Raw genomic sequence first — 25189 nt, 5'->3', positions numbered from 1 at the left:
ATCAGGCAATGGAGATTGCAGTCGATAATTTACAAGGTTCAGGCGTTGTTCGTCTGTTGGAAGAACATCTGGCTGACATGTACGCCACATCACCACCAGAGAGTGTACACGCTCTGGATGTCGAAGCGCTCAAACACCCTTCGATCACGTTTTGGGCAGCGAAAGATGACGGTGAAGTGCTCGGCTGTGTTGCGCTGAAAGAGTTGGACGCGCAACATGGGGAAATCAAATCGATGCGAACCTCATCGGCGGCCCGTAATCGCGGTGTGGCATCGCAGCTTTTATCACATTTGATCAACGAAGCTAAGGTTCGTGGTTATCAAAAATTGAGCCTGGAAACCGGATCTGAAACGTTTTTTATTCCGGCGCGTACGCTGTATGAGAAAAACGGCTTTCGCTACTGCGAGCCTTTTGCCAATTATCAACCAGACCCAAACAGCAAGTTCATGACGCGTGATCTGGTCGATAAATAAGGGTGAGAAGGCTGCAACTACTGCAGCCTTTTTGTTAAGGTGCCTTATTGCTAGGAAGCGCGTTTCCTGAACTATCCCGTTGTACACACTGAGCAGCGTTTGATCGCCTTGGTGTGATAGGAGCCTTCATTCATGAGTCAATCTCATTTTTCGGGTCGTTATGAAGTGGAGTTGAAATATCGCATCGCTTCTAAAGCCCAGTTTCTTAAACGGTTAAGCCAGATCCCGCATGACATCATGCTGGAAGACAATTACGAGCGTGATGACTATTTCGATACGCCGCAACGTACTTTGCGTGAGCAGAGTAAAGCGCTGTGCATTCGTGACATGCAGCCATCCGATAACCGCTTGTGGATTGTAAAAGGGCCGGGTGATGACCGCTGTCAGGCAACCAATATTACTGATGTCGAAGCCGCGAAAAGCATGCTCGTCACCTTGGGTTATGAATGTGTGTTAACGATGCAAAAGACTCGCAATATCTATTTTGTCGGCGATTTTCACATTACGGTCGATGTCCTGCCGGGAATCGGAGAATTTGCCGAGTTCGCCATTATGACGGATGACGACAGCGCGCTTGAACAATACCGTGCGCAGCTCCTCGAACTGGCGGCGAAGTTTGGATTAACGGAGCAGCAGCGCGAGCATCGTTCCTACCGCACGCTGTTTGAGCTCCATCATAATACCAAGGCATCCTAATTCAGTTGGAAGGATGCCGTATCAGGGAAGAGTATGAATAAAGTTGTGATTGTGACTGGCGGAAGCCGGGGTATTGGAGCGGCAACGTCTAAGTTGCTCGCAAAACAAGGGTATGCGGTGTGTGTCAACTACCGTGCGAATCAGGCCAGTGCCGATCAAGTGGTGGGTGCCATTACCGACATGGGCGGTCGCGCGTTTGCCATGCAGGCCGATGTAGCCAATGAGCAGGAGGTCGAAGCGCTTTTCGCTGCTACTGAGCAACGTTTCGGCGTGGTGACGCATCTGGTCAATAATGCGGGCATATTGGATAAGCAGAGCCGATTGGCAGACATGAGCCTCGAACGATTTAACCATGTGATGAACACGAATGTGACCAGCTGCTTTTTATGTTGCCGGGAAGCACTTAAACAGATGCCTGCTGGTGGCGCGATTGTGAACGTCTCTTCTGCGGCTTCACGCAGCGGCGCACCATTCGAATATGTTGACTATGCTGCATCGAAAGGCGCGATGGACTCATTGACCAAAGGGTTGTCGCTGGAAGTGGCCGAACAGGGCATCCGCGTGAATGCTGTCCGTCCGGGCTTTATCTATACGGAGATGCATGCCGACGGAGGCGAACCGGGACGCGTGGACCGACTGGCACCTAACATTCCATTGAAACGGGGCGGTACTCCGGAAGAAGTCGCGAATGCTATCGCGTGGTTGCTGTCAGAGGAAGCCTCGTATGTGACCGGATCGTTTATTGATCTTGCCGGTGGGCGTTAATCGTCAAATCTGATTGCCTGATAGGCCGTCAGAATGGGCGCGACTTTGTCGGGCGTACTCTGTTGCATGCGGGCATAGTGTGCCAGCAACTTGGCATGATAGCGTTTGGCTAGCTCGCGCTGCTGATCGGATTGCTGCCAGATCTGCTCTCCGACTTTGCTCAAGCTACGATGTTGATGCGTTTGAGAACGGGTCACTACGTGCAGCACTTCGTAATAACGGCCGTTCTCTTCCAGCAAGGTTTCGCTGATGCACTGCGCGCCTAATTCCTGTAACAGAGAGCGCAAGGTGTATGTGTGATGGACCGGACACAGCAGAAACTCGATCGTCGTATTCGGATGAGCATGAATAATCGCTTTAACCAACTCTGACATTAAATCTCCGCCAACGCCGGCGATGATTACCAGATGCTTTCCCTCATGTTGAGCAAGAGGCAAAGTGCCGACATCCTGGCAATGTATCTGCCAGTCAAACCCGGCTTGACGCGGAAAATAGCGCTCCAGACGCTGGTGCAGTAAATCCATCAAGTCCGGCACTATATCGACGAAATGCACTTGCGTGGCCGCCTGACGTTTTAGCAACGTCATGCCCAAAAATCCGTGGTCACAACAGCAGTCCCAGATGTGGTCATAGTGTTGTGTGACGAGGCTATCAAGGGTTTGCAGGCGTTTACTCAGTTTCATTCGTTTACAGCAAAGTCGTTAAAGAGGCGCTATTGTAGAGACTAAGCGCAGCTTGGCGAAGCATTTTCAGCAAAAAGGCCATTCTCAAGTACGGATACATGGCCGAAGAAAAGGACGATTTATCACGTGAACATTCTCCCGATCACTACGCATCAAGCTCACTTGCTGGTGCCCATTTTTTCAGAGCTCGAACGTTACTATTTTGGTCAGGATGCGGCGAGCGAATGCGATATTCTTGATTATCTGCAACACGGTCTGTTCGCTGATCATTCCGGAGTCCGCTTGATTGCGGCCAGTGTAAATGATCAGATAGTTGGTTTTGCAACGTACACCATTATGTATCCCGCGCCGCGTTTGTCCGGGCAGATGTATATGAAAGATTTGTTTGTATCGCAGCAGGCGCGAGGGCTAGGTGTGGGCGAGAAGTTGATGAAATACCTTGCCAGAGAAGCGCTGGATAAACAGTGTTTGCGCCTCGACTGGACCGCGGAAACCACCAACCCGGGTGCGGCGGCGTTTTATCAGAAAATTCATGCCGCCCAAGTGGCGGAAAAACAGTATTTTCGCTTTGAAGGTGATGCGCTCAAGGCGTTTGCCAAGGCATAAACACGCGGGGTGAGTTAAGGAGAACAACCATGATCAAGATACACGGGCTGGACCACATAGTGCTGCGCACTACCAAACTGGATCAGATGCTGCATTTTTATCAAACCATACTGGGCTGTCAGCTTGAACGGGAATTGCCGCAGGGGCTCACACAGCTTCGTGCGGGCAATGCGCTGATCGATATCGTGACCGTAGATAGCGAGCTCGGGCAACTGGGCGGTAAAGCGCCTGAGCAGGACGGACGCAATGTCGATCATTTTTGCTTGCAGATTACGCCAGTCGATGAAGGGGAACTGACGGCCTTTCTCGATGGTCACAATATTCCGCATTCGGATTTCGCCAAGCGTTATGGCGCGCAAGGTTTTGGGCGCTCAGTATACCTTGATGATCCCGAAGGCAATGTCGTGGAGCTGAAGCCCTACGTAGACAATTAAACAAAAACCCAAAGGAGTTCCCATTGAAGGATTATCAGGCTTATCTGTTCGATATGGATGGCACATTAGTGAATTCAGAACCGTTGAAAGGTCAGGCGCTAGCACTGGCTTGCCAGGAGTACGGACAGACTGTCGACCACAATATTTACAAGCAGGTAATGGGAGAAAACTGGCCAACGGTGACCGGACACTTTTTTCGCCATACCGGTATTTCTCCCGATTTAGCCGAATTCAACCGTCATTTTCGAACTCACTACGAGCGCCTGCTTAATGAAGCGTTAACCCTGACTCCGGGCGCGAAGAACTACATAACCGAACTGAAACGACAGCATAAACGATGCGCAGTGGTCAGTTCTGCGGCGACATGGATGGTGGAGCGTATTCTGTCATCGCTGGATTTAGCCGATGCGTTTGATTTGGTCATTACTCAGGAGCATGTCACCCAACACAAGCCGCATCCTGAAGCTTACCTGCTGGCATTAAAAAGGCTCAATGTTGCAACAAAAGACGCGCTGGTATTCGAAGATTCTACAGCAGGCATTGAGGCTGGCTGCGCAAGCGGCTGCGACGTGATTGCAATTCAACACGAGTTTAACCGCCACAACGATCTGAGTCGTGCGCTCATGTCTATCCGCGATTTTGCTGCTTTGTTACCACAACCCGCGGAGCAGAGATAAGCCGAGCGCTGGTCAAACGGGTTGCGGCCACATAGGTGGCGCGTTATGTTTGTAGTCAAATCATCAACAAGGAAGTCAACGTCATGAGCCAGGATCTCAAAGCCTCATCGCAACGCGTGCAGGATTTTCTCTCCCGCCATGGGCAGCAATTTGTGGTCAGGCAAATGCCTGCCTCAACCCGTACGGCGGCGGAAGCAGCAGAAGCGGTCGGTTGCACGATTGGTCAAATCGCAAAGTCGCTGATCTTCAAAAATAAAGCAACAGGTGAACCGGTACTGATCGTTGCGTCTGGCGCGAACATGGTGTGTACGCGCAAAGTGGAGCAAGCCACGGGCATTAAGTTGAGCAAAGCGGACGCTGATTTTGTGCGTGAGAAAGTCGGCTATGCGATCGGTGGCGTTCCGCCAGTTGCCCATCATGCGCAAGTGACCACCATACTTGACCCGGCGCTTAAGCTTTATGACGCCATTTGGGCGGCGGCTGGCACGCCGAACTCCTTGTTTGAACTACACTCAAGCGATCTGGAACAGTTAACTCAGGGCACCTGGGTTGAACTGGCAAAGTAATCCAATACACAGTGTAAGGAGGTGTTATGAGTTTTCAACGACATGGTATTTCCATCGGATTAGATAGGGTAGATGAGCAGTTCTTCGTGGTCATCAAGGCCGTAGGAACCCTGACTCATCAAGACTATGAAATTATGACACCCATGCTTGATGCGGCGCTGGTAAAAGTCAATGAGCCGAAAGTCAAAGTGCTGTTTGATGCTACTGAGCTGGAAGGCTGGGAGCTGCGTGCCGCGTGGGACGATTTTAAGCTGGGTCTCAAGCACGGCTCTGACTTCGATAAGATCGCGCTGTATGGTAAGCCCGGTTGGCAAGAGTTAGCGGCCAAGATTGGCAGTTGGTTTATCTCCGGTGAAATTCGCTTTTTTGATGATTATGCTCAAGCGTTGGAATGGCTGGAATAATATATGCAGATCAGCCATTTAGATCATTGGGTGCTGACGGTCGCGGATATTGATGCGACCGTTGCATTCTACAGTGAGATTCTGGGTATGACGCCGGTCACTTTTGGTGAAGGACGTCGCGCACTCAGTTTTGGTAATCAGAAAATTAATCTCCATCTGTTGGGGGCGGAATTTGAACCCAAAGCTCGCACAGTTCAGGCCGGAAGCGCAGACCTGTGCTTTATCACTCACACGCCACTTGATATGGTTATTGTCACCTTGCAAGAGCATGGTATTGAGATTGAAGAAGGTCCGGTCATCCGTACTGGTGCTGTCGGGCCTATTCGCTCGGTGTATGTGCGCGATCCGGATGGAAACCTGATTGAGCTGTCTAATTATCCGTTTGTCACTAGTGAGTAAAAGTGTTTTGAAATTTCAACCTCATCTGTGGTGTTTAGTCTTGGCTGTCATGGCGATGCCAGTGCTGAGTGCCACGTTAGAAACGCCGCATTATGTGGTGGAAGTGACTTCGCAGTGTGAAGAAGGCAATGTCTCCTGTGACAATGTCACGTATGTAGGCCACGCCAAAGAAAGCGGAAAGCTAATCGCGCTTAAAGGCGAAACGCTGCACATGATGTGTAAGGATGGTAAAACACCTTGTCGCTTTCTGGGGTATCACTTCTTCAACGGTAATACCGAATACCAAGTACTGGAAAATGGCATCTTGCGCGTCGTGCAGGATTCAAAAGTTATTCTCGAAGAGAGAGGTCAATGGAAACACTAACTCAGGCGCTGGGCTCAAACGTAGAAGCGTTGCTGGCGATTGCGCAGCGCAAAAGCGATATCGACCAATCCAGTGATTGGTTTCAGGGCGCTCAGACCTATCTGCATGAAATTCAATCCGAGCTGCAGGAAGTTGAAGAAGAGATCCCTCACGAGCGACGCTGCTATCTGGAAGAAGAGCTCGGAGATGTTCTTTGGGATTACCTCAATTTGCTGCTGGCGCTGGAAAAAGAGAGTGAGATCAAACTGGAAAGTGTGATTGCCCGTGCATGCAAAAAATATGAGCAGCGCATCAGCGCGATTGAACAGGGCATCGGTTGGGACGAAGTCAAAGCACAGCAGAAAGTGGCGTTGCAGACAGAGCAGCAGGCGTGGAATGCACATAAAGCCCGCGTGTTAGACGAACAAAACAGTTAAGCGTCAGCACTGCATATTATGAGAGAGACACAAGGAATGTGTAAAAAGCAATTTTGGGCTAATCCCTATCAAACCGAACATTTAACCAGAGTTAGCTGGGTCGAAGGCTCACAGGTTGAACTGGAAGAAACCATTTTCTATGCAGAATCTGGTGGTCAGGAAAGCGACAGCGGCACCATTGCTGGCATTGCGGTGACAAAAGCTGAAAAACAAGGGCGAACCATTCGTTATACCCTGGATCAAGATGCCGCGTTTGGTGTGGGCGAAGAGGTGTGGGTTCAAATCGACTGGCCGCGTCGTTATCAATTGATGAAGTTACATTTTGCCGCTGAAGTAGTGTTGGAATTGTTCTACCAGAAATTTTCAGAAGTTGAGAAAATCGGTGCGCACATCTCGCAGGATAAGAGTCGCATCGATTTCTATTGGCCAGAGAGCATCGCGCCTTTGCTGCCAGAACTTACAGAGCAAGCGAACAAGATCATCGCGCAAGATTCACCGATCATCAGTGCGTTTTCCGATGAAACCGAAGAGCGCCGTTACTGGCAAGTTGAGGGGTTTGCTAAAGTACCGTGCGGCGGTACCCATCTGAAAAGCACGGGCGAAGTCGGCGCCATTCGTCTCAAGCGGAAGAATATTGGCGGAGGTAAAGAGCGAGTGGAAATTTACCTTGCATAGCCTTTGAATTCTCACAGAGTGATAATTTGGTTTTCACATCCGGTTGCATAACCCTATATTGACCCCTTGTACATGCGATACGCGTTTTCTGTGTCACCGTGTTGTCGGGCTTGCCCCGCTGGCATGATAGAAAACAACGCGTATGGGATGAAAGATCAGTTGTAAGGGATTATCCATGGTCGCTCTGTTTTTCAAATGCTTACTTGGCGCGTTTGCGGTTTTGCTGATTGCGCTGCTGTCTAAAAGTAAAAGCTTTTTCATTTCCGGTTTAGTGCCACTGTTTCCTACTTTTGCGTTGATTGCGCATTATATTGTCGGCAGCGAACGGACGATGGAGGAGCTGCGCGTCACGGCACTGTTTGGCCTTTATTCGCTGATTCCATATGCTGCCTATCTGCTCTCCGTGTACTATTTCAGTTACAAATATAATCTGGTGTGGACGCTGAGTTTGGCGACACTGGTTTGGGTGGCATTCGCCGCTGTGCTCTTGTTGAGCTGGAGTCGTTTTCATCCGAGTATGGCGTAAAGTCAGCCCAGGCATCATCGAAGAAGGAAGTCAAAATGGAAGTGTTTGAATGTGTGTCGTTTTTGCTGGTTAAGAATGGTCAGATGCTGCTGGAAAAGCGCTCTGCCGCGAAAACGCATGATCCAAACATCGTCGCGATTCCGGGCGGGCATATTGAACTGGGGGAAAACCAGACCGATGCGCTGCTTCGCGAGCTTGATGAAGAACTGGCCGTTTCCCCACAAAAATCGGTATACCTCTGTTCTCTGTATCACCCGACCGGAGAGTTACAGCTTCTGCATTATTACGTGATTCCGCAATGGAGCGGCGATATAGCCTGTCATGAGGCGGATGAAGTCTTCTGGGCGAATATTGATCCAAATGCGGTGGAAACTGACGCCGACAAGCTGGCGGTTATGGAATATCAGCGCTTGTATGCCAGTGGCGTGCTTGGCTAAGCCTAGTGCACGGCATAGCATAAAAATTGGTTAACATTTCATCGTTTTATGCGTATGGTTGAATTTCTGCGCGGTCAGGATAAACCGCATAAGATGGCATCGTTAGTTGTACTGGCATGATGCAGCAACCCTAATTTATTAACTCAGGAAAAGGAGTTTCCTATGTCGATTGAAACCTGGATGGTTTACGCCCTGGCTGTGCTGATTTTAACTGCATCTCCTGGGCCGAGTTCTCTGTTGTGCATGACTAAAGGTGTGGTCTCTGGTTGGCGTCGTGCATTCGCGACCGCGTTAGGCAGCCTGACGGCCATTACGGGAATCATGACTCTGTCGTTTACTGGTCTTGGCGTCCTTATCGCTTCATCAGAAATCATCTTTAATGTGGTGAAATGGCTGGGCGCGGCTTATCTGGCATACCTTGGTTTAAAAGCACTGACCTCAAAACAAGATCACTATGAAATGACCAATGGCGAGAGCAGTCAGGTTGCGGGCTATCGTTCCCATTACGTGAGTGGTTTTATCGTCGGAGCCAGCAACCCCAAAGCCATTCTGTTTTTCACCGCCTTGTTCCCTCAATTTATTGACCCGCAAGCAGAGCTGTTTTCCCAGTATGCCATTTTTGCCTCGACTTTCATGATCATGGAGCTGTCGTGGTTGTGCTTTTATGCCTATCTGGGCGCGAAATCTTCCACTTGGATTCTGGCCAAAGGACGCGCCAAGCTGTTTAACCGCCTGACTGGCGGCGTATTTGTAGGCGCTGGCGCGTGGCTATCTACCGTATCGAGAACTTAAGCAACAGGAGAAATGCATGTCGCAGTATGGCGCAACCGTCAAATGGCAACGTCAGCCGGACGAAGTGTTCAGTGATAATCAGTACAGTCGTGGTCACGAATGGCAATTTGATGGTGGCGTTACCGTCCCGGCTTCGGCATCTCCTCACATTGTGCCGCTACCACTCTCAGTGGAAGCCAACGTCGATCCGGAAGAAGCGATGGTTGCGGCATTGTCGAGTTGCCATATGTTGGTGTTTTTGTCGATTGCAGCCAAGAAACGTTATGTGATCGAATCCTACGAAGATAATGCAGTCGGAACACTTGAACCGAATGAACAGGGTAAAGTGGCATTGACCAAAGTGGTGTTAAAGCCAAAAGTGGTCTTCTCTGGCGACAAGCAACCTAATCTTGAAATGCTGGAAAAAATGCATCATCAGTCGCATGAAAACTGCTTTATTGCGAATTCTGTCAAAACTGAAGTCACGACGCAAATCGTACTGTAACTGCAAGGAAGTAAGGATGCAGGTTGTACAAGCTACATCTTCGGATTTAAGCGCGGTGGCGGAACTGTTTGATGCTTACCGCCAGTTCTACAATCAACCCGCCAACCTCAGCGCCGCGCGCGATTTTATCGCGCAGCGGTTAGATGCGCGGGACTCGGTGATTTTCGTGGTGCAACACGACAGCAAGCTGCTCGGATTTGCCCAGTTGTATCCATCCTTTTCATCGGTGGCGATGAAAAGGATGTGGTATCTGAACGATCTGTTTGTTTCCTCTGCGGCGCGTCGTCAGGGTGTTGCTGGATTATTGCTCACACATATTCGTCACTATGCCAAAGAGACGCAGGCGCTCACAGTAAAACTGGCGACTGCGGTCGATAATGAACAGGCGAAAGCGCTGTATGAATCCCACGGCTATGTGAAGGTGACAGCATTCGACCACTACACACAACGTGTCGAATAGATAACAAATAAGGGTTCAGGGATGAATATCGCGATTTATATTTATGATGACGCTGAAGTGCTCGATTTTTCCGGGCCGTTTGAGGTGCTCAGTACAGCAAAACGTTTAGCAGGCAATGATTGGAATGTCTTTTTCGTGGCGCAACATGACACCTTGGTCAAGGCGCGCGGTGGGTATTTGGTGAATCCCCATTATTGCTTCCAGAATCATCCACCGATTGATGTTTTGATTGTGGTTGGTGGTGTACACACCGCAGAACTGGAAAAGACTGAGGTGCTCGATTGGATTCGCGGCGCTGCAAGAGAGACCAAAGAAGTGGCTTCTGTGTGCACCGGAGCCTTTTTGCTCGCGCAGGCTGGTGTTTTAACTGACCAGCCGGTGACCACGCACTGGGAAGACATTGCTGATTTGAGAGCGATGTTTCCGGCGCTTGATGTGCAGGAAAAGGTGCGTTGGGTTCGCAGCGGCAATATCACGACGTCGGCCGGGATTTCTGCCGGCATTGATATGAGTTTGTATCTGGTGTCAGTACTTGACTCAATGTCTTTGGCAGAACGTACCGCAAGACAAATGGAATACGATTGGAATAAAACTCAACAATGAAGGATCGCCTAAGGTGAATTATGCTTGTTGAGAGAAGGTTAAGGTCATTTGAAAGTATATTCAGATGATTGCACAAAGATTCAGAGAGATGTGGTATGAAAAATAAAGCGTTACTGATTATCGATGTTCAGGAATCCCTTTTCGAACCTGTCCCCAAGCCTTACGCGGCTAAAGATGTGATTCGCAATATCAATACCCTGAGCAAATGGGCCCGAGAGCAAGGCTATCCCGTTATCTTTATTCAGCATGAAGAGCCGGAATACCCTGAACTCAAGTATGAGAGTGAAGGCTGGCAACTGCAGCACGATTTGAATACCGAAGAAGGTGATCTGTTCGTTCGCAAAACCACGCCGGATTCGTTCCATCACACGGATCTGCGTTCGTTGTTGGAAGAGCAGGATATCGATGAGCTGATCATTTGCGGGTATGCCTCGGATTTCTGCGTTGATACTACCACTCGTCGTGCGGCAGCATTGGGGTACGCCATCAAACTGGCAACCGATGCCCATACTACGCACGATAAACCGCATGCTTCAGCGGAACTGATTCGTCATCACCACTCTTTTGTGTTGTCACATATCTCCAGTTTTCGAGTCCCGATTAAAGCCATGACCACCACCGAAATCTGCCAATGTGCGGATTAGGTGACTCTTTCCGGTTGCGAAACTGAGAACTACAGCCTGTAAATGATTTGCTGCATCAATAAGTTGTTTACAGGCGGCTTGGTAAACCGATATGGTATGAGTTTCTTAACAAGGCAAATCAATTGCCGTAGTTCCACCATTTTCAGGATAAAACAATGAAAAAGATCCTTCCTGCGATCCTTTCCGCTTTAGTGCTTTGCTCTGCTTCGGCTTATGCCCGTGATGATATTGGTAATTACTCGATTAAAGATGCGTTAAGCCAAGAAGCCGCCAAGGCTAAATTGGGCGACGACATTCGCTTTTTCTTTGGTGATCAAAAGCACCCAAAAGTGGTGAAAGCGATGGGTGAGTTTAAAACCAACAAAAAAACCAACTCGTTCAACAAAACGGATGAAGAAGCGTGCCAGTGGGTATTTCTTTCTGCGATGTTGGCTCTGAAAGATCGCGCCGTTAAGGAAGGCGGAAACGCGGTGATCAATATCAAATCGAACTACAAAAACAACCTGACTTCGAATAAAGAGACATTCCAATGCGGCGCCGGTGCGGTAATCGCGGGTGTTGCGCTGACGGGTGAAGTCGTTAAGCTTTAATGGATCGTTTGATGTTTAAAGAGCCCGAAATCGGGCTCTTTTTGTCTGAAGGGAATAAGTATTGAAACTAGTCTCTCCTCATCTCAATTATCAGCGTGCATTTGCGAATTTTTATCAGGATTTTGTTACCCATGATCCTGACAATGCCGCTTATTACGAACCCAGCCTGCATGATTTCGGACAATATGTGCTGCAACTTAATGATCAAGATCGGGGCATTGGTTTACCACCGGGCTATGTGCCTTGCAACCATTTCTGGCTGGTGGATGATGAAGAGCGAGTGATTGGCGCCATCCGTATCAGGCACCATATTGAGAATGACTTTTTGCGTCTGGAATGTGGTCATATCGGTTACGACGTTGCGCCATCACATCGTAGAAAAGGGGCCGGGTGCCAGATGCTGTCTCTCGCTCTGCAACACGCACACGATTTAGGCATTGAACGTGCACTGCTGGTCGCGGACTCGAACAACTGGGCGTCGAGAGGGGTAATCGAACGCAATGGTGGCGTGTTTGAAAGCCTGATCTGGGGAGATGTATTTGGGTGTGAACTGGCGCGTTACTGGATTGAAACGGACCGCTCGGTGAGCTGATCCCTTAAACTAAGGAGAGCGGAATATGGAATATTTGTGGGCGACGATTCTGTTTGCGATCTCCTCATCGGTTACGCCCGGTCCTAATAACATTATGGTGATGACGTCGGGGCTTAACTTTGGCGTAAAGAAGAGTTTGCCTCTGCTGACCGGGATTTGTGTCGGTTTTACGGTGATGCTGCTACTGGTCGGCCTTGGATTTGGCCAGCTGTTTGATCTCTTTCCTATGTTACACCTGCTCATTAAATGCATCGGTACGGCCTATTTACTTTATCTTGCCTGGTTGATTGCCCGCTCATCGGATGCCATTCAGACGGCGGCACAAACTCAACCGTTTGGTTTTATGAAAGGGGCGCTTTTCCAGTGGGTGAATGCCAAAGCCTGGGTGGTGGCAACCGGAGCGATTGCGGCTTTCACCACGGTAGGAGCAAACTTTGTCACTCAGAATCTGACTATCGCGGCGACCTTTTTTATTGTCTCTTTTCCTTGTGTCGGCGTATGGCTGATGTTTGGGTCGTTACTCAAAAAATGGCTTCAGTCTCCAAAGCAAAGACAATGGTTTAACTGGGTGATGGCGGCCTTATTAGTGGTATCGGTCATTCCTGTCGTACGAGAAATTGTGTATCAACTGAACGTGTGAAACTCCAACCAAGAGGTGCAACATGCATGCAATTGGCGAAAATATCTGGATTGTAGATGGAGAGGCGGTGCCTTTCTTTACTTTGCCTTATACCACTCGAATGACGGTGGTCAGGCGAGCTAACTATAAACTCTGGATTCATAGTCCGATTCGTCTGACACCTGAACTGCAACAAGAGATTGATGCGTTGGGGGAGGTGGAATACTTGATCGCGCCCAATCATCTGCACCATCTGTTCGTCCATGACTGGCAACAAGCCTATCCTAATGCTCGTACCTACGGTACACAGCAGGTGATCGATAAACGGCCGGATCTCCGCTTTGATGGCGTGTTGAATGCAGAGTTCGTTAGCCCTTGGCATGAAGAGATCGCATATCTGCTCTTTACCGGTTCTAAGGTGATGCAGGAGGCGGTCTTTTTTCACCGCGCCAGTGCAACGCTGATTGTGACTGATCTGATTGAAAACTTCTCACCCAAAGCGTTTGGCGGCTGGAAAATGTCCCTAGCCAAAGCAGCCGGTGTGGTGGCACCTCACGGAAAAATGCCACTGGATTGGCGTCTCAGCTTTACCTTCCATAAACGCGAGGCGAAGCAGCATCTCGATACTATGCTGACCTGGCAACCCCATCAAATCGTGATGGCGCATGGTGAACGCATTACCGAAAACGGCACCGCGTTTTTGCGACGCTCATTTAGCTGGTTGCAATAAAGCGGTAAACGGTGTGGCAGAAGGAGGAGCAACATGCAAAACAAACTCAGCCCTGAGATGCAGACTCAGTTGAATGCACTGGAACAGCAGGGAATCAACAATGACGCTCAGCAGCAGGATAGAAATTTCAAGTACCTTAACATCACCCGTGATACCGGAGAGTTTCTCTATTGGTTAGTCAAAAGCTGTCAGGTAGAACGCATACTGGAACTGGGTACATCAAATGGCTATTCGACGCTATGGTTCGCGGCTGCACTGCCTGAAGGCGGCAAAATCTTCACGATCGAGCGCAGCGAACATAAAGTGGCAGAGGCCATGGCCAACTTTAAGCGGGTTGGGGTTGAACATTCGATCGATATATTAGTCGGCGATGTGCTTGAACAGATACACCATGCACCCCAAGAGATTGATTTGGTGTTTATGGATACTCAGCGCAGTGTATATCCTCAATTGATTGAACCTGTGTTAGCGCGCTTAAAACCTGGTGGCGTGATTGTGGTCGACAACGCCATTTCACACGCAAACGAGATACAAACTTTTGTCGACTACTTTGAACAGCGTGACGAATTTACCACCAGTCTGCTCACGGTCGGCAAAGGGGAATACCTGATCTATAAGTCTGTGTGACGCATCAGACAATAAAATCAAAAATCCAATTAACTACGTGAAACAAACGGACTAATGACAATGAAGATCGCAATTCTGGATGACTATCAGGATGTAGTACGCGGGTTGAAAGTCTTTCAACTGTTGGATGGCCATGACGTGACGGTGTTTAACCACACGTTCGAGACGGAAGAAGCGTTGGCGCTTGCTTTAGCACCTTTTGATGCCTTGGTGCTGATCCGCGAGCGCACCGTGATCACCGAATCATTGCTGGCCCGCTGTCCCAACCTGAAGCTCATCAGCCAAACGGGTAAAGTCAGTAATCATATTGATGTCGATCTGTGTCATCGCTACGACGTTGAGATCGCAGAGGGGATTGGCTCACCGACTGCTCCTGCAGAGTTGAGTTGGGCACTGATTATGTCCGCCTCTCGCCATATTCCGCAGTATATAACGCAGTTTCAACAAGGGTATTGGCAGCAAAATGACGGACTAGGGCTAGGGCGAGTGCTCGCCGGACAAACTCTCGGTATCTGGGGTTACGGAAAAATTGGCCAGAAAATCGCGCAGTATGCCAAGGTGTTTGGTATGCCAGTGTTAGTGTGGGGCAGTGAGGCATCACGCCAACTTGCTGATGAGCACGGTTTCAGCGCTGCCGAAAGTCAGGCCGAATTCTTCGCCAGCGCAGATATTATCTCGTTGCACCTGAGACTGAATGAGGCCACGCGCGGCATTGTGACGTATCAGGATCTTGCCGCGATGAAATCGGATGCGTTGTTTGTGAACACCAGTCGTGCAGAGCTGGTGGAACCTAACGCGTTGTATCGTGCAATGACAGAATGCCCAACCCGCCTTGCCGCGGTTGATGTGTATGAGCAAGAACCTTGTGAATCAGGTACGCAGCCGCTACTAAACCTTACCAATGTGCTGTGCACGCCGCATCTGGGCTACGTCGAGCGGCAAAGCTACGAGCTCTATTTCAAGCATGCCTTTGACAACGTTGTCGCGTTTGCCAAAGGGCAACCAACTAATCTGGTTGCGCGCAAATAATTAAGCCAACAAACGTGGCAGCAAACTCAGAATGGGCCGGGCGGCATTCATGTCGCCGTTGACCTGCGCTGTCACAATGGCTCCTTCTTTCAGCACACATAACGTGTCCAGTAACTCTGCCTGCTGGGCTTGTTCGTCGGTCAGGCATTGACGCACTAAGTCGCGGACTTTGGCTTTGTGCGCTCGACAGTACTCGACCAACTGCGGATTATCTTCCCGATACTCAACGGCGGTGTTGATAAAAAAGCAGCCGCGAAACGGATTCAGTTCTGGTACGCCGTTGTGAAACCAGCGATCCAGCGCGGTAAATAATCCTTGCATGGCCTCTAAGCCTGGATGAAAGGATTTAACCTCTCCGCGTAACCAATCAAGAAAGATGGCATCACGATATTGCAATGCTGCCAGCACCAAATCTTCTTTGCTGCTGAAGTGGTGATAGAGCGTTTTCTTAGCAATGCCCGATTGTTTGAGCACTTCGTTAATCCCAATCGCCCGAATACCATATTGATAAAACAGCAGCAGTGCGGTTTGGATCAACTGCTCGCGCTTGTCACTCATACGTTTCTCCCGTGTCGATAAAATTGATGTTGACATAGGTAGACAGACTTGTCTATTTTAAATTGGTAGACAAGTTGGTCTACTTGCAAGGAGAAACAGAATGAATCATTTGAAGTCCGCTTTGCTCGCCGGATTCGCGGCAACCTGTGCGATTGGTTTACTTTCTTACGCAGATGCCTGGAGCAGTGCGGGGCTATGGTTAATGGCGCCATTTGGGGCTACGGCAGTTTTGGTATTTGGTGTGCCGGACAGTCCCTTGGCGCAACCAAAGAACGTGATTTTCGGTCACCTGATTACGGCGTCGGTGGGGCTTGTATTTGTGCATTGGCTGCCCGTGGAGCCATGGAGCTTGGCGATTGCCACAGGGTTTGCGATCAGTTTGATGTTAGTGACCAAAACTACGCATCCGCCGGCAGGCGCTAATCCGTTGCTGATCATGTTAACCGGGCAAAGTTGGTCATTTCTGGTAACACCGGTTTTGATTGGTGCGTTGGTGATTGTATTGTGTGGCCAGCTAAATCAGCTCTGGAGCAGAAAGTGGCTGTCTGCTCGTCAAAGCAGAGCTTGAACAACATCAGCCACCTGCGTTAATCAAGCAGGCGGCTGACACTTTGATCAGTTGTAGGCGCCAGCAGAGTAGTGAAGTTCGTAGCTGTGGCTATAAAGCTCAAGAATGTTACCGAATGGGTCTTCCATGTAAATCATGCGATAAGGCTTTTCACCCGGGTAATAGAATCGTGGTGCGGCCATGCGTTTTTTACCGCCAGCGGCGACGATTTTTTCAGCAAGCGCTTCAATGTCTGGATCTTGCACCGCAAAGTGGAAGATACCTGTTTTCCAGTATTCGAAGTTGTCTTCCGGATTTTGTTGGTTCTTGAATTCAAACAGCTCAATACCAATCCGATCGCCAGTTGACAGATGAGCGATACGAAAACGTTCCCAGCCTGAGCCAAACACGTCGGTACACATTTCGCCGATCGCTGAATCATCTTCAATAATTTCAGTAGGCTGCATAATGACGTACCAGCCCAGCACTTCAGTATAAAATTTTACGGCCGCATCCAGATCGGGCACTGAGATGCCAATGTGAGAGAAAACGCGTGGATAAGTATTAGACATAATGACCTCGTTTGTTTTGATTTGTGTTTTGGAACAGGCACAGATTAAGCAAAACGTAGATGCGATAAAAATTATCATATATTCTTATTTTGATAATTTATTATTATGGTGAAGCTATGTTGAATCCGAACTGGTTGGCAACCTTCAAAACTCTGATTGAAACGGGTCACTTTACCCAGACCGCCGAGAAGCTGTTTATGACCCAGCCAGGGGTGAGTCAGCATGTCAGGAAACTTGAAGAAGCGTGTGGTCATACCCTGATTAAGCGCATCAATAAAACATTTGAGATCACTGAGCAGGGCAAAATGGTGTATGACTACGCCTGCCAACAAGAACAAAATGAACGTAACCTACTGATTAAACTCGGTGAGGATGATCCTTTTTCTGGCCGCTATAAGTTGGCGTGTTCAGGAGCGATGGCGTTGACGTTATATCCGCAGCTTTTGGATATTCAGCATCAGCATTCTGGGTTATCGATTGAAGTGGAAGCAGCACCTAATCTGCGCATCATGCGTCAAATCGAGGATGGAGACGCGGATGTGGGCATTGTGACTTACGTGCCTAATCAAAGCATGTTGCAAGTAGAAGAAATCGGGCAGGAGCCGTTGTTTATTGTGGTGCCCAAAGGGTATGAGCAGCGCTGCCATCGAGCAGAAACGCTGTTGGAACTGGGATTAGTCAGTCACCCTGATGCGGAGCATTACTTGTCACTTTACTTGTCACGCTGTGGTGATGAAGCGCTTCGCAATCTGGATACCGCCCGTCTCAAAGTGAAAAGTTATGTAAATCAAATCAATCAGATACTGATACCTGTTGCGAAAGGGTTGGGGTTTACTTTGTTACCGAAGTCGGCGATCAGTAGCTTTGTTGATCAGAGCAGCATTGCGGTATGGCAGAGCGAAACCCAAGTGTATGAAACCTTATATCTGATACACAAACGTCACCGCGTATTACCTCAGCGCATGGCGTATCTTAATCAGGCATTAAAAACGATGCTATCCCCCTGTTTACGCGCAGTGACCTGAGTGTGTCGATACAATTGATCTTGGGTAGAGGTAGAATGGCACGACGCTGCTATCTGTTCGTTCTCTGCCCGTTTTTCTTCGCCTTTTTGTGCAGATGGCTGCGCATTGAGAGCGTTTAGGACTCAGGTGACGGCTTTCATTGTATTCAGCACAAAAATTTCAACTTGCATCTTCTTATGAATGGCGACCTTGATGGTTGTCCTTGTGGTATTAAAAGAGCGAAACATGTTCGAACGAGCTTCTATCACTAATCTGGCGCAAATTCTGGCGATTGCGGCGGTCGGTTCTCTGGCTGCACAGATTGTTACCTTGCCGCTGACCGGACTGTTTTTGTCGGCATTTGCGGTGATCCTTCTGCGTAAGCGCTTTCACCATGCGTTGCGTATCCCTAAAACGTTACTGATGTTTATTCAGGTCGTGCTGGGTATCAGCGTTGGCGCGACGATATCAATCGCTGAATTGGCGCATACCATCAGTGTGCCCGTGATTGTTGGCTTGGTGATTTGCTTGATGTTGCAAACGGGATGCAGCTTCTGGTGGCTGCATAAACGTGAAGGCTGGAATCCGTTCGAATCGTTATTGGCAGCAGTGCCGGGCGCGATGGCTGCGATACTGGTGATCAGTGAATCAGAAAGCAAGCCGTCACCGAAAGTCGTTTATGCCCACTCAGTGCGCTTAATCATCCTGATTATTCTGGCTGGTATTGTCTCCAGTAATGCTGCGGAAGTGGTGAAAGAGAGTATCACGCTGGATCTAGAGCAGTGGAGTGTGCTGGCTGGAATCGTCGCCATCAGTATGGTGAGCGGCAAGTTATCGGTACGATTCGGTATCCCGGCGCCTTACATGATCGCTTCGTTAGTCATTGCCGCTGCGTGTAACGGGATTATGGCGCCAGTTTCCATTGCGGTGCCCGTATGGTTGGTGCTCTTTTCCACCTCTTTATTGGGCGTATTGATTGGTGCCAGATTGGCCGAGACTACACTGCGTGAAGCCGTTTCCTATTCAAAAGCGGGGGTGATGGTCACCATCATTGGGATGTCGGTTGCGATTGTAACTTCCTATATCGCCTCTCTTTTACTCGGAATGCCTTGGATGGTCATGCTGCTGTCTTGGGTTCCGGGCAGTGTCGAAGCGATGACCGCGGTAGCCCTACTGCTGGGTTTAGAACCCGCGTTTGTGATGGTTAACCACGCTATTCGCTTGCTGTTGCTTTATACGTTGCCCGCATTGTTGAAAAACAAACTGGAAGCGCTGCGTCACAGTGAAAGCTGAGAGAAAAGCAAAAGCCACCCGAAGGTGGCTTTTTTAATCAAGACTTGAACAGAGCGAAAGTTAAATCACGGCTTTGAGGGCAGGCTCAACGTGTGAGGAGTGACACTTTGCAAGGTATTGAGCAACCTGTTCAATCGTGGCACTGTCGTGATCGATACCCAATTTGCTGCGACGCCAGAAAATATCATCCACTTTGTAGGCATATTCGTTTTCAATCAGGTAGTCCACTTCTCGTTGGAACAGCGTATCGCTGAACTGGGTACCCAGATCTTCAATGGATGCGACATCGGCCAGCAGTTTTCGGGTACGGCTGCCGTAACAAGTTAGCCAGCGATCCAGCGTGGCATCGTTGACGAACGGGTACTGACGTTTCAGTTCGTTACGGATGTTACCGTACACATAATCTTCGCCGCCTGGCAGTGTAGATTCGTTGGTCCAGTTTGTTTTCATGTTTGGGAAGAATGGCGACAAATGCTTCATCGCGGACTCAGCCAGTTTACGGTATGTGGTCAGTTTACCGCCAAAGATAGACAGTAGTGGTGCTTCTTCACCTTGTTGATCCAACGACAGCGTGTAGTCACGCGTGATCGCTTGTGGTGAGTTGGATTCATCATCACACAAAGGACGCACACCGCTGAATTCAGATACGATGTCTGATGTGCTGATTTCGCGTACAAAGTGTTTATTGACGATATCGACCAGATACTGGCGCTCCTCCTGCGAAATTGCCACCTTGCGCGGGTCGCCTTTGTATTCCACGTCAGTGGTACCGATCATCGAGTATTTGCCCAGGTACGGAATCACGAACACGATACGCTGGTCTTCATTCTGCAGAATGTACGCCTGTTCTTCGTTGTGAATCTTCGGCACGATAATGTGGGAGCCTTTGATCAGGCGAATGCCGTAAGGGGAGCGAACATGGATGCTTTCGTCCAAAAACTGCTTAACCCAAGGCCCCGTTGCGTTAACCAGAGCGTGACTCTTACGCACGAAACGTTGTTGTGTACGCTCATCAAACAGTGTCACTGTCCAGATATCGCCGTCGCGGCTTGCGTGTTCGACGCGGCAGTAGTTCATCACTTCTGAACCCAGCTCTTGAGCTTGAATCGCGTTCAGAATCACCAAACGAGCGTCATCGACCCAGCAATCTGAATATTCAAAGCCAATTTTCATTTCCGGTTTCATTACTTCGCCTGCCTTTAGCGCGACTTTCTTACTCGCTGGCAAAGAAGTACGTTTACCCAAGTTGTCGTACAGGAACAGACCAATACGAATCATCCAGGCTGGACGCAGGAACGGGCGATGCGGCAAACGAAAACGCATCGGCTTTACAATGTGAGGCGCTTTTTTCAACAGAACTTCACGCTCGGCAAGTGCTTCACTCACTAAACGAAACTCATAATGCTCAAGATAGCGCAGACCACCATGGATAAGCTTAGAGCTGGCAGAAGAGGTTGCGCCGGCAAAATCTTGTGATTCATACATACCCACTTTCAGTCCACGACCCGCAGCGTCGGCTGCGATACCTGCGCCATTGATACCACCACCAACAATGATGATGTCGAGCACTTCATTTTCAGTAAAACGTGTTGAGCTTAAGTTCTGTTTCATTTTATTGGCCTTGATTTTCGTTTTTGTATCTTAATGCTCGTATGAAAACACTAAACCGCACAAAAGCGGAGTTTTCCCTGAAGCAATTTTGATCTTGATCATAATAAATGAGCGTTCGAGCGTCAAGGTGTGCTTTTATTGTGCAAAAAGTCCAAAATGGAGCGCAATTTTGCACTCGAAAGGTGACAACTTGATGAATAGGGAGTGAGAAGGAACGAAAACGCAGGCAGGGAATGGTATGTATCCAACAACAAAAAAGCCCGTCACCAAAGGCAACGGGCTTTCATTCATCGGAAGTGTTGATTACTTCTGAAACACTTCTTTGAAATCACGCTTAAGAATCGCATCACGACGCGCTTTCTTAATTTGCTTAACCATGTCTTTCACACAGCTGTGCAGTACCTGATCCAGCAACTGAGCACGGTATTCTTCTTTATCTTGCTCAGTCATCTCTTTTGGAAGATTCAGGGTTGGGAACTCTTCCATCACGTTTAGGCCAGCAAATGCTTGGCTTACTGAAATCAGCGCGTGGAACTGTTCAAAGTTGTCCAGTACGTTTTGTGCGCTAGCTGGCAGGCTATCCCAAGCTTCACGGACCGCTTCTTCAGAGACTTCGTGAATAGAGGTGACCATCAGGAACATCTCTTCGGGTACCTGATCGAATTCAAGCACCTGGCGTAGTTCTGGAGAAATGGCTTCTAAGTCCACTTTCGGAGCTTCAGTTTGTGTAGTTTCTGACATGAAAAAGTTTCCATTAATGAAAAAGGCAATGCTAAAAACTTCCGCTGAAAAGTCAATACAACAGGCCAAATAAAGCAGTGAAAGCGTGAGAAAGTTATGCTATAGGTAAGCATATGATTGTATTGCAAAGAGGTGTCGATGTTAGGTTCCGGCTCATCCATGAGGATATTACTGGTTGATGACATTCAACTGGAGCGGATGCAACTCGCGATTCGCCTCAAGCAATTAGGCCATTCTGTCGAGGTCGCGTCGAGTGGACGGGATGCATTGGATATTTATCCGCGTTTTGAACCTGAACTGATCCTGCTCGATGTTTCGATGCCGGATATGGACGGTTTTGAAGTCTCTCAGGAAATTCGTCGTCGTTATGATGAGGAGTGGATTCCCATCATTTTTCTCAGCAGTCATGACGAGCCTTCGATGATCGCCCGTGCGATTGAATCGGGTGGCGATGACTACCTGATTAAACCCGTTGATAAAATGGTGCTCAACTCTAAGTTGCTGGCGATGCAACGCATTGCCAACATGCGTCGAGAACTGAAGCGCACCAGTGCGAAGCTCGAAGAACTCAACCGTATTTTGCAACATCAGGCCAACGAAGATGGTCTGACTCAGGTCTTTAACCGCCGCTTTATGGATGAGAAACTGCGCGAAATGATTTCGTGGCATGGTCGTCACGAAATGTCCTTGAGCGTCATTCTGTTTGACGTCGATCACTTCAAACCCTTCAACGATAATTACGGCCACATCGAAGGGGACCGCTGCCTGCACACTATTGCGCAAGCGGCGAATAAACTGTTTTGTCGTAGTGGTGAATTTGTTGGTCGCTACGGTGGCGAAGAGTTCTTGATTCTGCTGACAAATACCGATGTTGAAGGCGCCCGCGCAGCGGCGGAGCGCATTCAGGATTCAATCGAACACATTCATTATCCGCATGCATTCAGTGCGATTGCGGACCACGTAACCATATCGCAAGGTGTGGTGACGGTAACACCAGATGGCCATGAAACGCTGGCGCAGGTGTATGAAAAAGCCGACAGCGCACTCTATCAGGCTAAAACGAATGGCCGCAATTGCTACGTTATTTCAGAAAGCAGTTTTGCTTAAAGCTTCAGGCTTTGAGTGCTAATGCAGCGCCGAACGACACTAATCCCACTCCACATGCTTTGTTGATCAGCGGTTTGATGCGTCGCAACTTTTGTTGCAGCGCGGCTGATGTCATCAACGTCGCCACCAATGCAAACCACAGTCCGTGCAGAATAATCATGTAAGCGCCATAAGTCAGCGCATACACAGACGATGAATCGTCAGCAGAAATCACTTGGCTGAAAATGCTGAGGAAAAAAAGCATGGTTTTCGGATTGAGCACATTGCACAAAAAGCCCTGAGCGAAATAACGATAGCCGGGTAAATGGCAGTCCTGCTCTGCGGTGATGACCGTATTGGTGTTCGCCGAGAATATGCCTTTGATTCCCAAGTAAACCAGGTAGACGGCACCTGAATATTTGATGAGATTAAAAAGTGTCTCATTGTGTGAAATTAGGTAACTGATTCCAAGCAGTGAATAACCAATGTGAACAGTAATCGCAAGGCTGATGCCCAGAGCGCTGAACATGCCTGCACGGCGACCATGTGATAGGCTGTTCTTCAATACTAAGACGAAGTCAGCACCAGGGCTGATAACAATAAGCAGACCAACAATAGCGAGTGTGAAAATATCCATCACAAATTTCCTTTGAGTTGAAGTGATGCGCCGATTGTACGTCGTGCGTTGGCCGCCTATAATCGAAAAAAATGACATCAATAAGTGAGAATAATTCACAGATGCGGCATCTCAAGGCTTTTCACGTTTTCCATGTGGCAGCGCAAAGCGCGAGCTTTACTCAGGCGGCAGATACCCTGCACATTACTCACGGAGCGGTGAGTAAACAGATCAAAACTCTGGAAACCTATTTGGGTGTCCCCTTGTTTATCAAGCAGGGGCGCCATGTCGTGCTCACGCAAGAGGGCATGGAACTCAGAGCATTCACCAGCCAGGCATTCAGCTCTTTAGAGAAGGGTGTGGAACAGTTGCGCACAACACGTTTGCCGCATTTGGAAGTGTCTTGCGAACCGACTTTAACCATGCGCTGGCTGATGCCGCGTATGAACCAATTCCATCAGCAAACGAGTGGCGATGTCAGGCTTTCGACCGCTGGCGGACCGGTGAATCTCGGCTCTCAAGGATATCATTTGGCGATTCGTCGCGATGATTTTGAGCTGACTCAGCCTTATCAGAAACAAACGCTGGTAGCCGAGTGGGTGGGGCCAGTGATGTCACCACAATATTGGCAAAGCGTTCAAACAAAACAGCAGGCGATGACTTTATTGCATAGTCAGACCCGCCCCTTAGCTTGGCAAGAGTGGTTAGAAGATCAGTCTTGTGAGTTTACCGACGCCGCAGAGCAAACCTTCGAACACTTCTACTTTTGTTTGCAAGCCGCACAAGATGGACTGGGCGCCGCCATCGGTTCCTATCCGTTGGTGATGGATGAAATTGAACGCGGCCGGTTAGTTGCACCGTTTGGTTTTCGCCTCTCTGGACACGACTATGTGTTGCTGCGTCAGCAGCGCGATGAAACGGCATTGGAACGGCAGTTTATCGAATGGCTCAAACAGACGATGGCGTTATCAGTGCCAAGGGATGAAAACGTTTAGACAAGAGGTGCTCCGCATTTTTCCAAAGGCTTTTTGTTTTATTGGTAACGAATTTTCAAGAATCTGAATCTCGCAGTGCTTGATACCATTTACCCGTCAATACGAATCGGGGAAAGGCATAAAACTGTTCAAGCAAGATACGAACGACGGCATTTTTGAACCCTGTAAATGGCACTGCCGGATTGACTTCTTGACTGTGTCCTAAACCTTGTAGACCAAACGATAAGGCCATGATGAACAAAGAACTCAACGCAGAAACGAGTTCCAATCCAAGTAGTGAGCGGGTGAAAGAGATAAAGCTGATGATAAACATCGGCACAAATACGATGTGAATGATCAGGTTTTTCCGAGACTGATGGAACGACGCGTAACCGCTCCATTGCCATTCAATCATATCGTTCAGTTTCATGTTCTATCCTTGAATCTTAATGATGCGTTAAAGTGAGATTAAAATCGAGCTTAGCAAAACTGACATGTATTATGTCATTGTTCTGAACGATATTACTCTGCGAACTTTCCGAAGTTATCTGGTACCAAATATGATGATTATTGACACGATGAAGTTGAGCTACTAATCCTTAAGTTGGTCATTTTTCCAATAAAATCAGTTAGCTAAGGATAGAAATAATATGTCAGTAAAACATACTCCTACAGGTGTAGTTCACCGTGGGGATAAAGGAGGAAAAACTGGGTGTGGAACAGATACGAAGAAAAATGCCCATCATTGGGTTAATTCACATGAAAAGATCACGTGTGATAAAAATGGCTGTAAAAACTAGCGTATCAACAAACTAAAATAAGGGCACTAAGTTGTCCTTTCTTATCAGAATAACATCCGTTACGCGCGCCCTAATCTAATCGATTTTGAACATATC

37 protein-coding genes are annotated in these 25189 nt (G+C 48.7%); 30 read left to right on the top strand and 7 right to left on the bottom strand.

Going from position 1 to position 25189, the window contains the following annotated elements:
* The first annotated feature begins 8 nt into the window (after window positions 1-8).
* The 3 genes from LGV68_RS12325 to LGV68_RS12315 all read left to right on the top strand — a co-directional run bounded on the left by LGV68_RS12325 (window position 9) and on the right by LGV68_RS12315 (window position 1934).
* Window positions 9-473, top strand: coding sequence for a GNAT family N-acetyltransferase (locus LGV68_RS12325; protein WP_047462340.1), 465 nt, complete (start codon window positions 9-11; stop codon window positions 471-473).
* Between the two features lie 132 nt (window positions 474-605).
* The gene (gene cyaB / locus LGV68_RS12320) at window positions 606-1169 is read left to right on the top strand and encodes a class IV adenylate cyclase (RefSeq protein ID WP_252535298.1); all 564 of its coding nucleotides are present in this window, start codon (window positions 606-608) and stop codon (window positions 1167-1169) included.
* Between the two features lie 33 nt (window positions 1170-1202).
* Window positions 1203-1934, top strand: coding sequence for a glucose 1-dehydrogenase (locus LGV68_RS12315; RefSeq protein WP_172571357.1), 732 nt, complete (start codon window positions 1203-1205; stop codon window positions 1932-1934).
* Here LGV68_RS12315 and LGV68_RS12310 read toward each other — a convergent pair.
* Window positions 1931-2617: a tRNA (adenine(22)-N(1))-methyltransferase TrmK gene (locus LGV68_RS12310; RefSeq protein WP_158146283.1), complete on the bottom strand. Its 687-nt coding sequence runs from the start codon at window positions 2615-2617 to the stop codon at window positions 1931-1933. The genes LGV68_RS12315 and LGV68_RS12310 overlap by 4 nt on opposite strands.
* 126 nt (window positions 2618-2743) lie before the next feature.
* Here LGV68_RS12310 and LGV68_RS12305 point away from each other — a divergent pair, with 126 nt between their 5' ends.
* The 22 genes from LGV68_RS12305 to LGV68_RS12200 all read left to right on the top strand — a co-directional run bounded on the left by LGV68_RS12305 (window position 2744) and on the right by LGV68_RS12200 (window position 15291).
* A complete protein-coding gene (locus LGV68_RS12305; protein ID WP_143683310.1) occupies window positions 2744-3223 on the top strand; it encodes a GNAT family N-acetyltransferase in 480 nt (159 codons plus the stop codon).
* Window positions 3224-3252: 29 nt separating this feature from the next.
* On the top strand, window positions 3253-3657 hold the full coding sequence (locus LGV68_RS12300; RefSeq protein WP_020328415.1) for a VOC family protein: 405 nt from the start codon (window positions 3253-3255) through the stop codon (window positions 3655-3657).
* 23 nt (window positions 3658-3680) lie between these two features.
* Window positions 3681-4334, top strand: coding sequence for an HAD family phosphatase (locus LGV68_RS12295; protein ID WP_252535296.1), 654 nt, complete (start codon window positions 3681-3683; stop codon window positions 4332-4334).
* Window positions 4335-4417: 83 nt separating this feature from the next.
* Window positions 4418-4900, top strand: a complete 483-nt coding sequence (locus tag LGV68_RS12290; RefSeq protein WP_032080393.1) for a YbaK/EbsC family protein — start codon at window positions 4418-4420, stop codon at window positions 4898-4900.
* Window positions 4901-4926: 26 nt separating this feature from the next.
* A complete protein-coding gene (locus LGV68_RS12285; RefSeq protein ID WP_020328418.1) occupies window positions 4927-5304 on the top strand; it encodes an STAS/SEC14 domain-containing protein in 378 nt (125 codons plus the stop codon).
* A 3-nt stretch (window positions 5305-5307) separates the two neighbouring features.
* Complete coding sequence (locus LGV68_RS12280) at window positions 5308-5703, top strand: VOC family protein (protein WP_202642719.1); 396 nt, start codon at window positions 5308-5310, stop codon at window positions 5701-5703.
* A 7-nt stretch (window positions 5704-5710) separates the two neighbouring features.
* Window positions 5711-6067 carry a hypothetical protein gene (locus LGV68_RS12275; RefSeq protein ID WP_038127503.1) on the top strand — a complete coding sequence of 119 codons (357 nt, stop codon included), beginning with the start codon at window positions 5711-5713 and terminating at the stop codon, window positions 6065-6067.
* Entirely contained in the window at window positions 6055-6483 is a 429-nt protein-coding gene (locus tag LGV68_RS12270) for a MazG nucleotide pyrophosphohydrolase domain-containing protein (protein ID WP_047462363.1), read from the top strand. The genes LGV68_RS12275 and LGV68_RS12270 overlap by 13 nt, the downstream gene beginning before the upstream one ends.
* A 36-nt stretch (window positions 6484-6519) precedes the next feature.
* Window positions 6520-7158 carry an alanyl-tRNA editing protein gene (locus LGV68_RS12265; protein WP_047462366.1) on the top strand — a complete coding sequence of 213 codons (639 nt, stop codon included), beginning with the start codon at window positions 6520-6522 and terminating at the stop codon, window positions 7156-7158.
* Between the two features lie 175 nt (window positions 7159-7333).
* Window positions 7334-7684 carry a GlpM family protein gene (locus LGV68_RS12260; RefSeq protein WP_020432717.1) on the top strand — a complete coding sequence of 117 codons (351 nt, stop codon included), beginning with the start codon at window positions 7334-7336 and terminating at the stop codon, window positions 7682-7684.
* A gap of 35 nt (window positions 7685-7719) precedes the next feature.
* The gene (locus LGV68_RS12255) at window positions 7720-8121 is read left to right on the top strand and encodes an NUDIX domain-containing protein (RefSeq protein ID WP_020432716.1); all 402 of its coding nucleotides are present in this window, start codon (window positions 7720-7722) and stop codon (window positions 8119-8121) included.
* 162 nt (window positions 8122-8283) lie between these two features.
* On the top strand, window positions 8284-8913 hold the full coding sequence (locus LGV68_RS12250; protein ID WP_143683317.1) for a LysE family translocator: 630 nt from the start codon (window positions 8284-8286) through the stop codon (window positions 8911-8913).
* Between the two features lie 16 nt (window positions 8914-8929).
* Entirely contained in the window at window positions 8930-9397 is a 468-nt protein-coding gene (locus tag LGV68_RS12245) for an OsmC family protein (RefSeq protein ID WP_024375194.1), read from the top strand.
* Window positions 9398-9413: 16 nt separating this feature from the next.
* Window positions 9414-9857 (top strand): GNAT family N-acetyltransferase, encoded by a 444-nt coding sequence (locus tag LGV68_RS12240; protein ID WP_024375193.1) that lies wholly within the window; start codon window positions 9414-9416, stop codon window positions 9855-9857.
* A 21-nt stretch (window positions 9858-9878) separates the two neighbouring features.
* Window positions 9879-10460 carry a DJ-1/PfpI family protein gene (locus LGV68_RS12235; protein ID WP_020328429.1) on the top strand — a complete coding sequence of 194 codons (582 nt, stop codon included), beginning with the start codon at window positions 9879-9881 and terminating at the stop codon, window positions 10458-10460.
* 95 nt (window positions 10461-10555) lie between these two features.
* A complete protein-coding gene (locus tag LGV68_RS12230) occupies window positions 10556-11104 on the top strand; it encodes a cysteine hydrolase family protein (RefSeq protein ID WP_020328431.1) in 549 nt (182 codons plus the stop codon).
* A 155-nt stretch (window positions 11105-11259) separates the two neighbouring features.
* Window positions 11260-11694, top strand: coding sequence for a hypothetical protein (locus tag LGV68_RS12225; protein WP_024375191.1), 435 nt, complete (start codon window positions 11260-11262; stop codon window positions 11692-11694).
* A gap of 61 nt (window positions 11695-11755) precedes the next feature.
* Window positions 11756-12286 (top strand): GNAT family N-acetyltransferase, encoded by a 531-nt coding sequence (locus tag LGV68_RS12220; RefSeq protein ID WP_252535294.1) that lies wholly within the window; start codon window positions 11756-11758, stop codon window positions 12284-12286.
* 25 nt (window positions 12287-12311) lie between these two features.
* Complete coding sequence (locus tag LGV68_RS12215; RefSeq protein WP_222724248.1) at window positions 12312-12926, top strand: LysE family translocator; 615 nt, start codon at window positions 12312-12314, stop codon at window positions 12924-12926.
* Between the two features lie 22 nt (window positions 12927-12948).
* Entirely contained in the window at window positions 12949-13635 is a 687-nt protein-coding gene (locus tag LGV68_RS12210; RefSeq protein ID WP_208564436.1) for a DUF4336 domain-containing protein, read from the top strand.
* 33 nt (window positions 13636-13668) lie between these two features.
* Window positions 13669-14262 (top strand): O-methyltransferase, encoded by a 594-nt coding sequence (locus LGV68_RS12205; RefSeq protein ID WP_222724243.1) that lies wholly within the window; start codon window positions 13669-13671, stop codon window positions 14260-14262.
* 60 nt (window positions 14263-14322) lie between these two features.
* The gene (locus LGV68_RS12200) at window positions 14323-15291 is read left to right on the top strand and encodes a D-2-hydroxyacid dehydrogenase family protein (protein ID WP_222724241.1); all 969 of its coding nucleotides are present in this window, start codon (window positions 14323-14325) and stop codon (window positions 15289-15291) included.
* On the opposite strand, the gene LGV68_RS12195 is transcribed toward LGV68_RS12200, so the two are convergent.
* On the bottom strand, window positions 15292-15849 hold the full coding sequence (locus tag LGV68_RS12195; protein ID WP_158129170.1) for a TetR/AcrR family transcriptional regulator: 558 nt from the start codon (window positions 15847-15849) through the stop codon (window positions 15292-15294). It abuts the gene before it with no gap.
* A gap of 100 nt (window positions 15850-15949) precedes the next feature.
* Here LGV68_RS12195 and LGV68_RS12190 point away from each other — a divergent pair, with 100 nt between their 5' ends.
* Window positions 15950-16417 (top strand): HPP family protein, encoded by a 468-nt coding sequence (locus LGV68_RS12190; RefSeq protein ID WP_199465977.1) that lies wholly within the window; start codon window positions 15950-15952, stop codon window positions 16415-16417.
* Window positions 16418-16464: 47 nt separating this feature from the next.
* Here LGV68_RS12190 and LGV68_RS12185 read toward each other — a convergent pair whose 3' ends face one another.
* A complete protein-coding gene (locus tag LGV68_RS12185) occupies window positions 16465-16968 on the bottom strand; it encodes a lactoylglutathione lyase family protein (RefSeq protein WP_020328440.1) in 504 nt (167 codons plus the stop codon).
* Window positions 16969-17084: 116 nt separating this feature from the next.
* Between LGV68_RS12185 and LGV68_RS12180 the strand changes: the two genes are divergently transcribed.
* Both LGV68_RS12180 and LGV68_RS12175 read left to right on the top strand, forming a co-directional pair.
* Entirely contained in the window at window positions 17085-17993 is a 909-nt protein-coding gene (locus LGV68_RS12180; protein ID WP_252535292.1) for a LysR family transcriptional regulator, read from the top strand.
* 225 nt (window positions 17994-18218) lie between these two features.
* A complete protein-coding gene (locus LGV68_RS12175; RefSeq protein ID WP_024375183.1) occupies window positions 18219-19265 on the top strand; it encodes an AbrB family transcriptional regulator in 1047 nt (348 codons plus the stop codon).
* Window positions 19266-19325: 60 nt separating this feature from the next.
* Here the strand turns inward: LGV68_RS12175 and glpD are convergent, their stop codons facing one another.
* A complete protein-coding gene (gene glpD / locus LGV68_RS12170) occupies window positions 19326-20876 on the bottom strand; it encodes a glycerol-3-phosphate dehydrogenase (protein ID WP_252535290.1) in 1551 nt (516 codons plus the stop codon).
* Window positions 20877-21179: 303 nt separating this feature from the next.
* Window positions 21180-21617, bottom strand: a complete 438-nt coding sequence (locus tag LGV68_RS12165) for a DUF3069 domain-containing protein (protein ID WP_020328445.1) — start codon at window positions 21615-21617, stop codon at window positions 21180-21182.
* A 138-nt stretch (window positions 21618-21755) separates the two neighbouring features.
* On the opposite strand from LGV68_RS12165, the gene LGV68_RS12160 reads away from it, so the two are divergent.
* The gene (locus tag LGV68_RS12160) at window positions 21756-22724 is read left to right on the top strand and encodes a diguanylate cyclase (protein ID WP_020328447.1); all 969 of its coding nucleotides are present in this window, start codon (window positions 21756-21758) and stop codon (window positions 22722-22724) included.
* 4 nt (window positions 22725-22728) lie between these two features.
* Here LGV68_RS12160 and LGV68_RS12155 read toward each other — a convergent pair whose 3' ends face one another.
* Window positions 22729-23340 carry a LysE family translocator gene (locus LGV68_RS12155; RefSeq protein WP_252535288.1) on the bottom strand — a complete coding sequence of 204 codons (612 nt, stop codon included), beginning with the start codon at window positions 23338-23340 and terminating at the stop codon, window positions 22729-22731.
* A 101-nt stretch (window positions 23341-23441) separates the two neighbouring features.
* Here LGV68_RS12155 and LGV68_RS12150 point away from each other — a divergent pair, with 101 nt between their 5' ends.
* Window positions 23442-24314, top strand: coding sequence for a LysR family transcriptional regulator (locus LGV68_RS12150; protein ID WP_252535286.1), 873 nt, complete (start codon window positions 23442-23444; stop codon window positions 24312-24314).
* 55 nt (window positions 24315-24369) lie between these two features.
* On the opposite strand, the gene LGV68_RS12145 is transcribed toward LGV68_RS12150, so the two are convergent.
* Window positions 24370-24723: a terminase gene (locus LGV68_RS12145; protein ID WP_252535284.1), complete on the bottom strand. Its 354-nt coding sequence runs from the start codon at window positions 24721-24723 to the stop codon at window positions 24370-24372.
* Window positions 24724-25189 lie beyond the last annotated feature (466 nt).

This window comes from Vibrio sp. LQ2 (assembly GCF_023920125.1).
Classification (GTDB): Bacteria; Pseudomonadota; Gammaproteobacteria; order Enterobacterales; family Vibrionaceae; genus Vibrio; species Vibrio fluvialis.
The sequence above is the reverse complement of the archived record's forward strand: the minus strand, read 5'-3'. Positions and strand labels throughout refer to the sequence as shown.

Excerpts from the sequence above, each read along its gene's own strand:
- LGV68_RS12325 (WP_047462340.1), top strand. The coding sequence starts at position 9 with ATGGAGATTGCAGTCGATAATTTACAAGGTTCAGGCGTTGTTCGTCTG.
- cyaB (WP_252535298.1), top strand. The coding sequence starts at position 606 with ATGAGTCAATCTCATTTTTCGGGTCGTTATGAAGTGGAGTTGAAATAT.
- LGV68_RS12315 (WP_172571357.1), top strand. The coding sequence starts at position 1,203 with ATGAATAAAGTTGTGATTGTGACTGGCGGAAGCCGGGGTATTGGAGCG.
- LGV68_RS12310 (WP_158146283.1), bottom strand. The coding sequence starts at position 2,617 with ATGAAACTGAGTAAACGCCTGCAAACCCTTGATAGCCTCGTCACACAA.
- LGV68_RS12300 (WP_020328415.1), top strand. The coding sequence starts at position 3,253 with ATGATCAAGATACACGGGCTGGACCACATAGTGCTGCGCACTACCAAA.
- LGV68_RS12290 (WP_032080393.1), top strand. The coding sequence starts at position 4,418 with ATGAGCCAGGATCTCAAAGCCTCATCGCAACGCGTGCAGGATTTTCTC.
- LGV68_RS12285 (WP_020328418.1), top strand. The coding sequence starts at position 4,927 with ATGAGTTTTCAACGACATGGTATTTCCATCGGATTAGATAGGGTAGAT.
- LGV68_RS12280 (WP_202642719.1), top strand. The coding sequence starts at position 5,308 with ATGCAGATCAGCCATTTAGATCATTGGGTGCTGACGGTCGCGGATATT.
- LGV68_RS12270 (WP_047462363.1), top strand. The coding sequence starts at position 6,055 with ATGGAAACACTAACTCAGGCGCTGGGCTCAAACGTAGAAGCGTTGCTG.
- LGV68_RS12265 (WP_047462366.1), top strand. The coding sequence starts at position 6,520 with ATGTGTAAAAAGCAATTTTGGGCTAATCCCTATCAAACCGAACATTTA.
- LGV68_RS12260 (WP_020432717.1), top strand. The coding sequence starts at position 7,334 with ATGGTCGCTCTGTTTTTCAAATGCTTACTTGGCGCGTTTGCGGTTTTG.
- LGV68_RS12255 (WP_020432716.1), top strand. The coding sequence starts at position 7,720 with ATGGAAGTGTTTGAATGTGTGTCGTTTTTGCTGGTTAAGAATGGTCAG.
- LGV68_RS12250 (WP_143683317.1), top strand. The coding sequence starts at position 8,284 with ATGTCGATTGAAACCTGGATGGTTTACGCCCTGGCTGTGCTGATTTTA.
- LGV68_RS12245 (WP_024375194.1), top strand. The coding sequence starts at position 8,930 with ATGTCGCAGTATGGCGCAACCGTCAAATGGCAACGTCAGCCGGACGAA.
- LGV68_RS12240 (WP_024375193.1), top strand. The coding sequence starts at position 9,414 with ATGCAGGTTGTACAAGCTACATCTTCGGATTTAAGCGCGGTGGCGGAA.
- LGV68_RS12235 (WP_020328429.1), top strand. The coding sequence starts at position 9,879 with ATGAATATCGCGATTTATATTTATGATGACGCTGAAGTGCTCGATTTT.
- LGV68_RS12230 (WP_020328431.1), top strand. The coding sequence starts at position 10,556 with ATGAAAAATAAAGCGTTACTGATTATCGATGTTCAGGAATCCCTTTTC.
- LGV68_RS12225 (WP_024375191.1), top strand. The coding sequence starts at position 11,260 with ATGAAAAAGATCCTTCCTGCGATCCTTTCCGCTTTAGTGCTTTGCTCT.
- LGV68_RS12215 (WP_222724248.1), top strand. The coding sequence starts at position 12,312 with ATGGAATATTTGTGGGCGACGATTCTGTTTGCGATCTCCTCATCGGTT.
- LGV68_RS12210 (WP_208564436.1), top strand. The coding sequence starts at position 12,949 with ATGCATGCAATTGGCGAAAATATCTGGATTGTAGATGGAGAGGCGGTG.
- LGV68_RS12205 (WP_222724243.1), top strand. The coding sequence starts at position 13,669 with ATGCAAAACAAACTCAGCCCTGAGATGCAGACTCAGTTGAATGCACTG.
- LGV68_RS12200 (WP_222724241.1), top strand. The coding sequence starts at position 14,323 with ATGAAGATCGCAATTCTGGATGACTATCAGGATGTAGTACGCGGGTTG.
- LGV68_RS12195 (WP_158129170.1), bottom strand. The coding sequence starts at position 15,849 with ATGAGTGACAAGCGCGAGCAGTTGATCCAAACCGCACTGCTGCTGTTT.
- LGV68_RS12190 (WP_199465977.1), top strand. The coding sequence starts at position 15,950 with ATGAATCATTTGAAGTCCGCTTTGCTCGCCGGATTCGCGGCAACCTGT.
- LGV68_RS12185 (WP_020328440.1), bottom strand. The coding sequence starts at position 16,968 with ATGTCTAATACTTATCCACGCGTTTTCTCTCACATTGGCATCTCAGTG.
- LGV68_RS12180 (WP_252535292.1), top strand. The coding sequence starts at position 17,085 with ATGTTGAATCCGAACTGGTTGGCAACCTTCAAAACTCTGATTGAAACG.
- LGV68_RS12175 (WP_024375183.1), top strand. The coding sequence starts at position 18,219 with ATGTTCGAACGAGCTTCTATCACTAATCTGGCGCAAATTCTGGCGATT.
- glpD (WP_252535290.1), bottom strand. The coding sequence starts at position 20,876 with ATGAAACAGAACTTAAGCTCAACACGTTTTACTGAAAATGAAGTGCTC.
- LGV68_RS12165 (WP_020328445.1), bottom strand. The coding sequence starts at position 21,617 with ATGTCAGAAACTACACAAACTGAAGCTCCGAAAGTGGACTTAGAAGCC.
- LGV68_RS12160 (WP_020328447.1), top strand. The coding sequence starts at position 21,756 with ATGTTAGGTTCCGGCTCATCCATGAGGATATTACTGGTTGATGACATT.
- LGV68_RS12155 (WP_252535288.1), bottom strand. The coding sequence starts at position 23,340 with ATGGATATTTTCACACTCGCTATTGTTGGTCTGCTTATTGTTATCAGC.
- LGV68_RS12150 (WP_252535286.1), top strand. The coding sequence starts at position 23,442 with ATGCGGCATCTCAAGGCTTTTCACGTTTTCCATGTGGCAGCGCAAAGC.
- LGV68_RS12145 (WP_252535284.1), bottom strand. The coding sequence starts at position 24,723 with ATGAAACTGAACGATATGATTGAATGGCAATGGAGCGGTTACGCGTCG.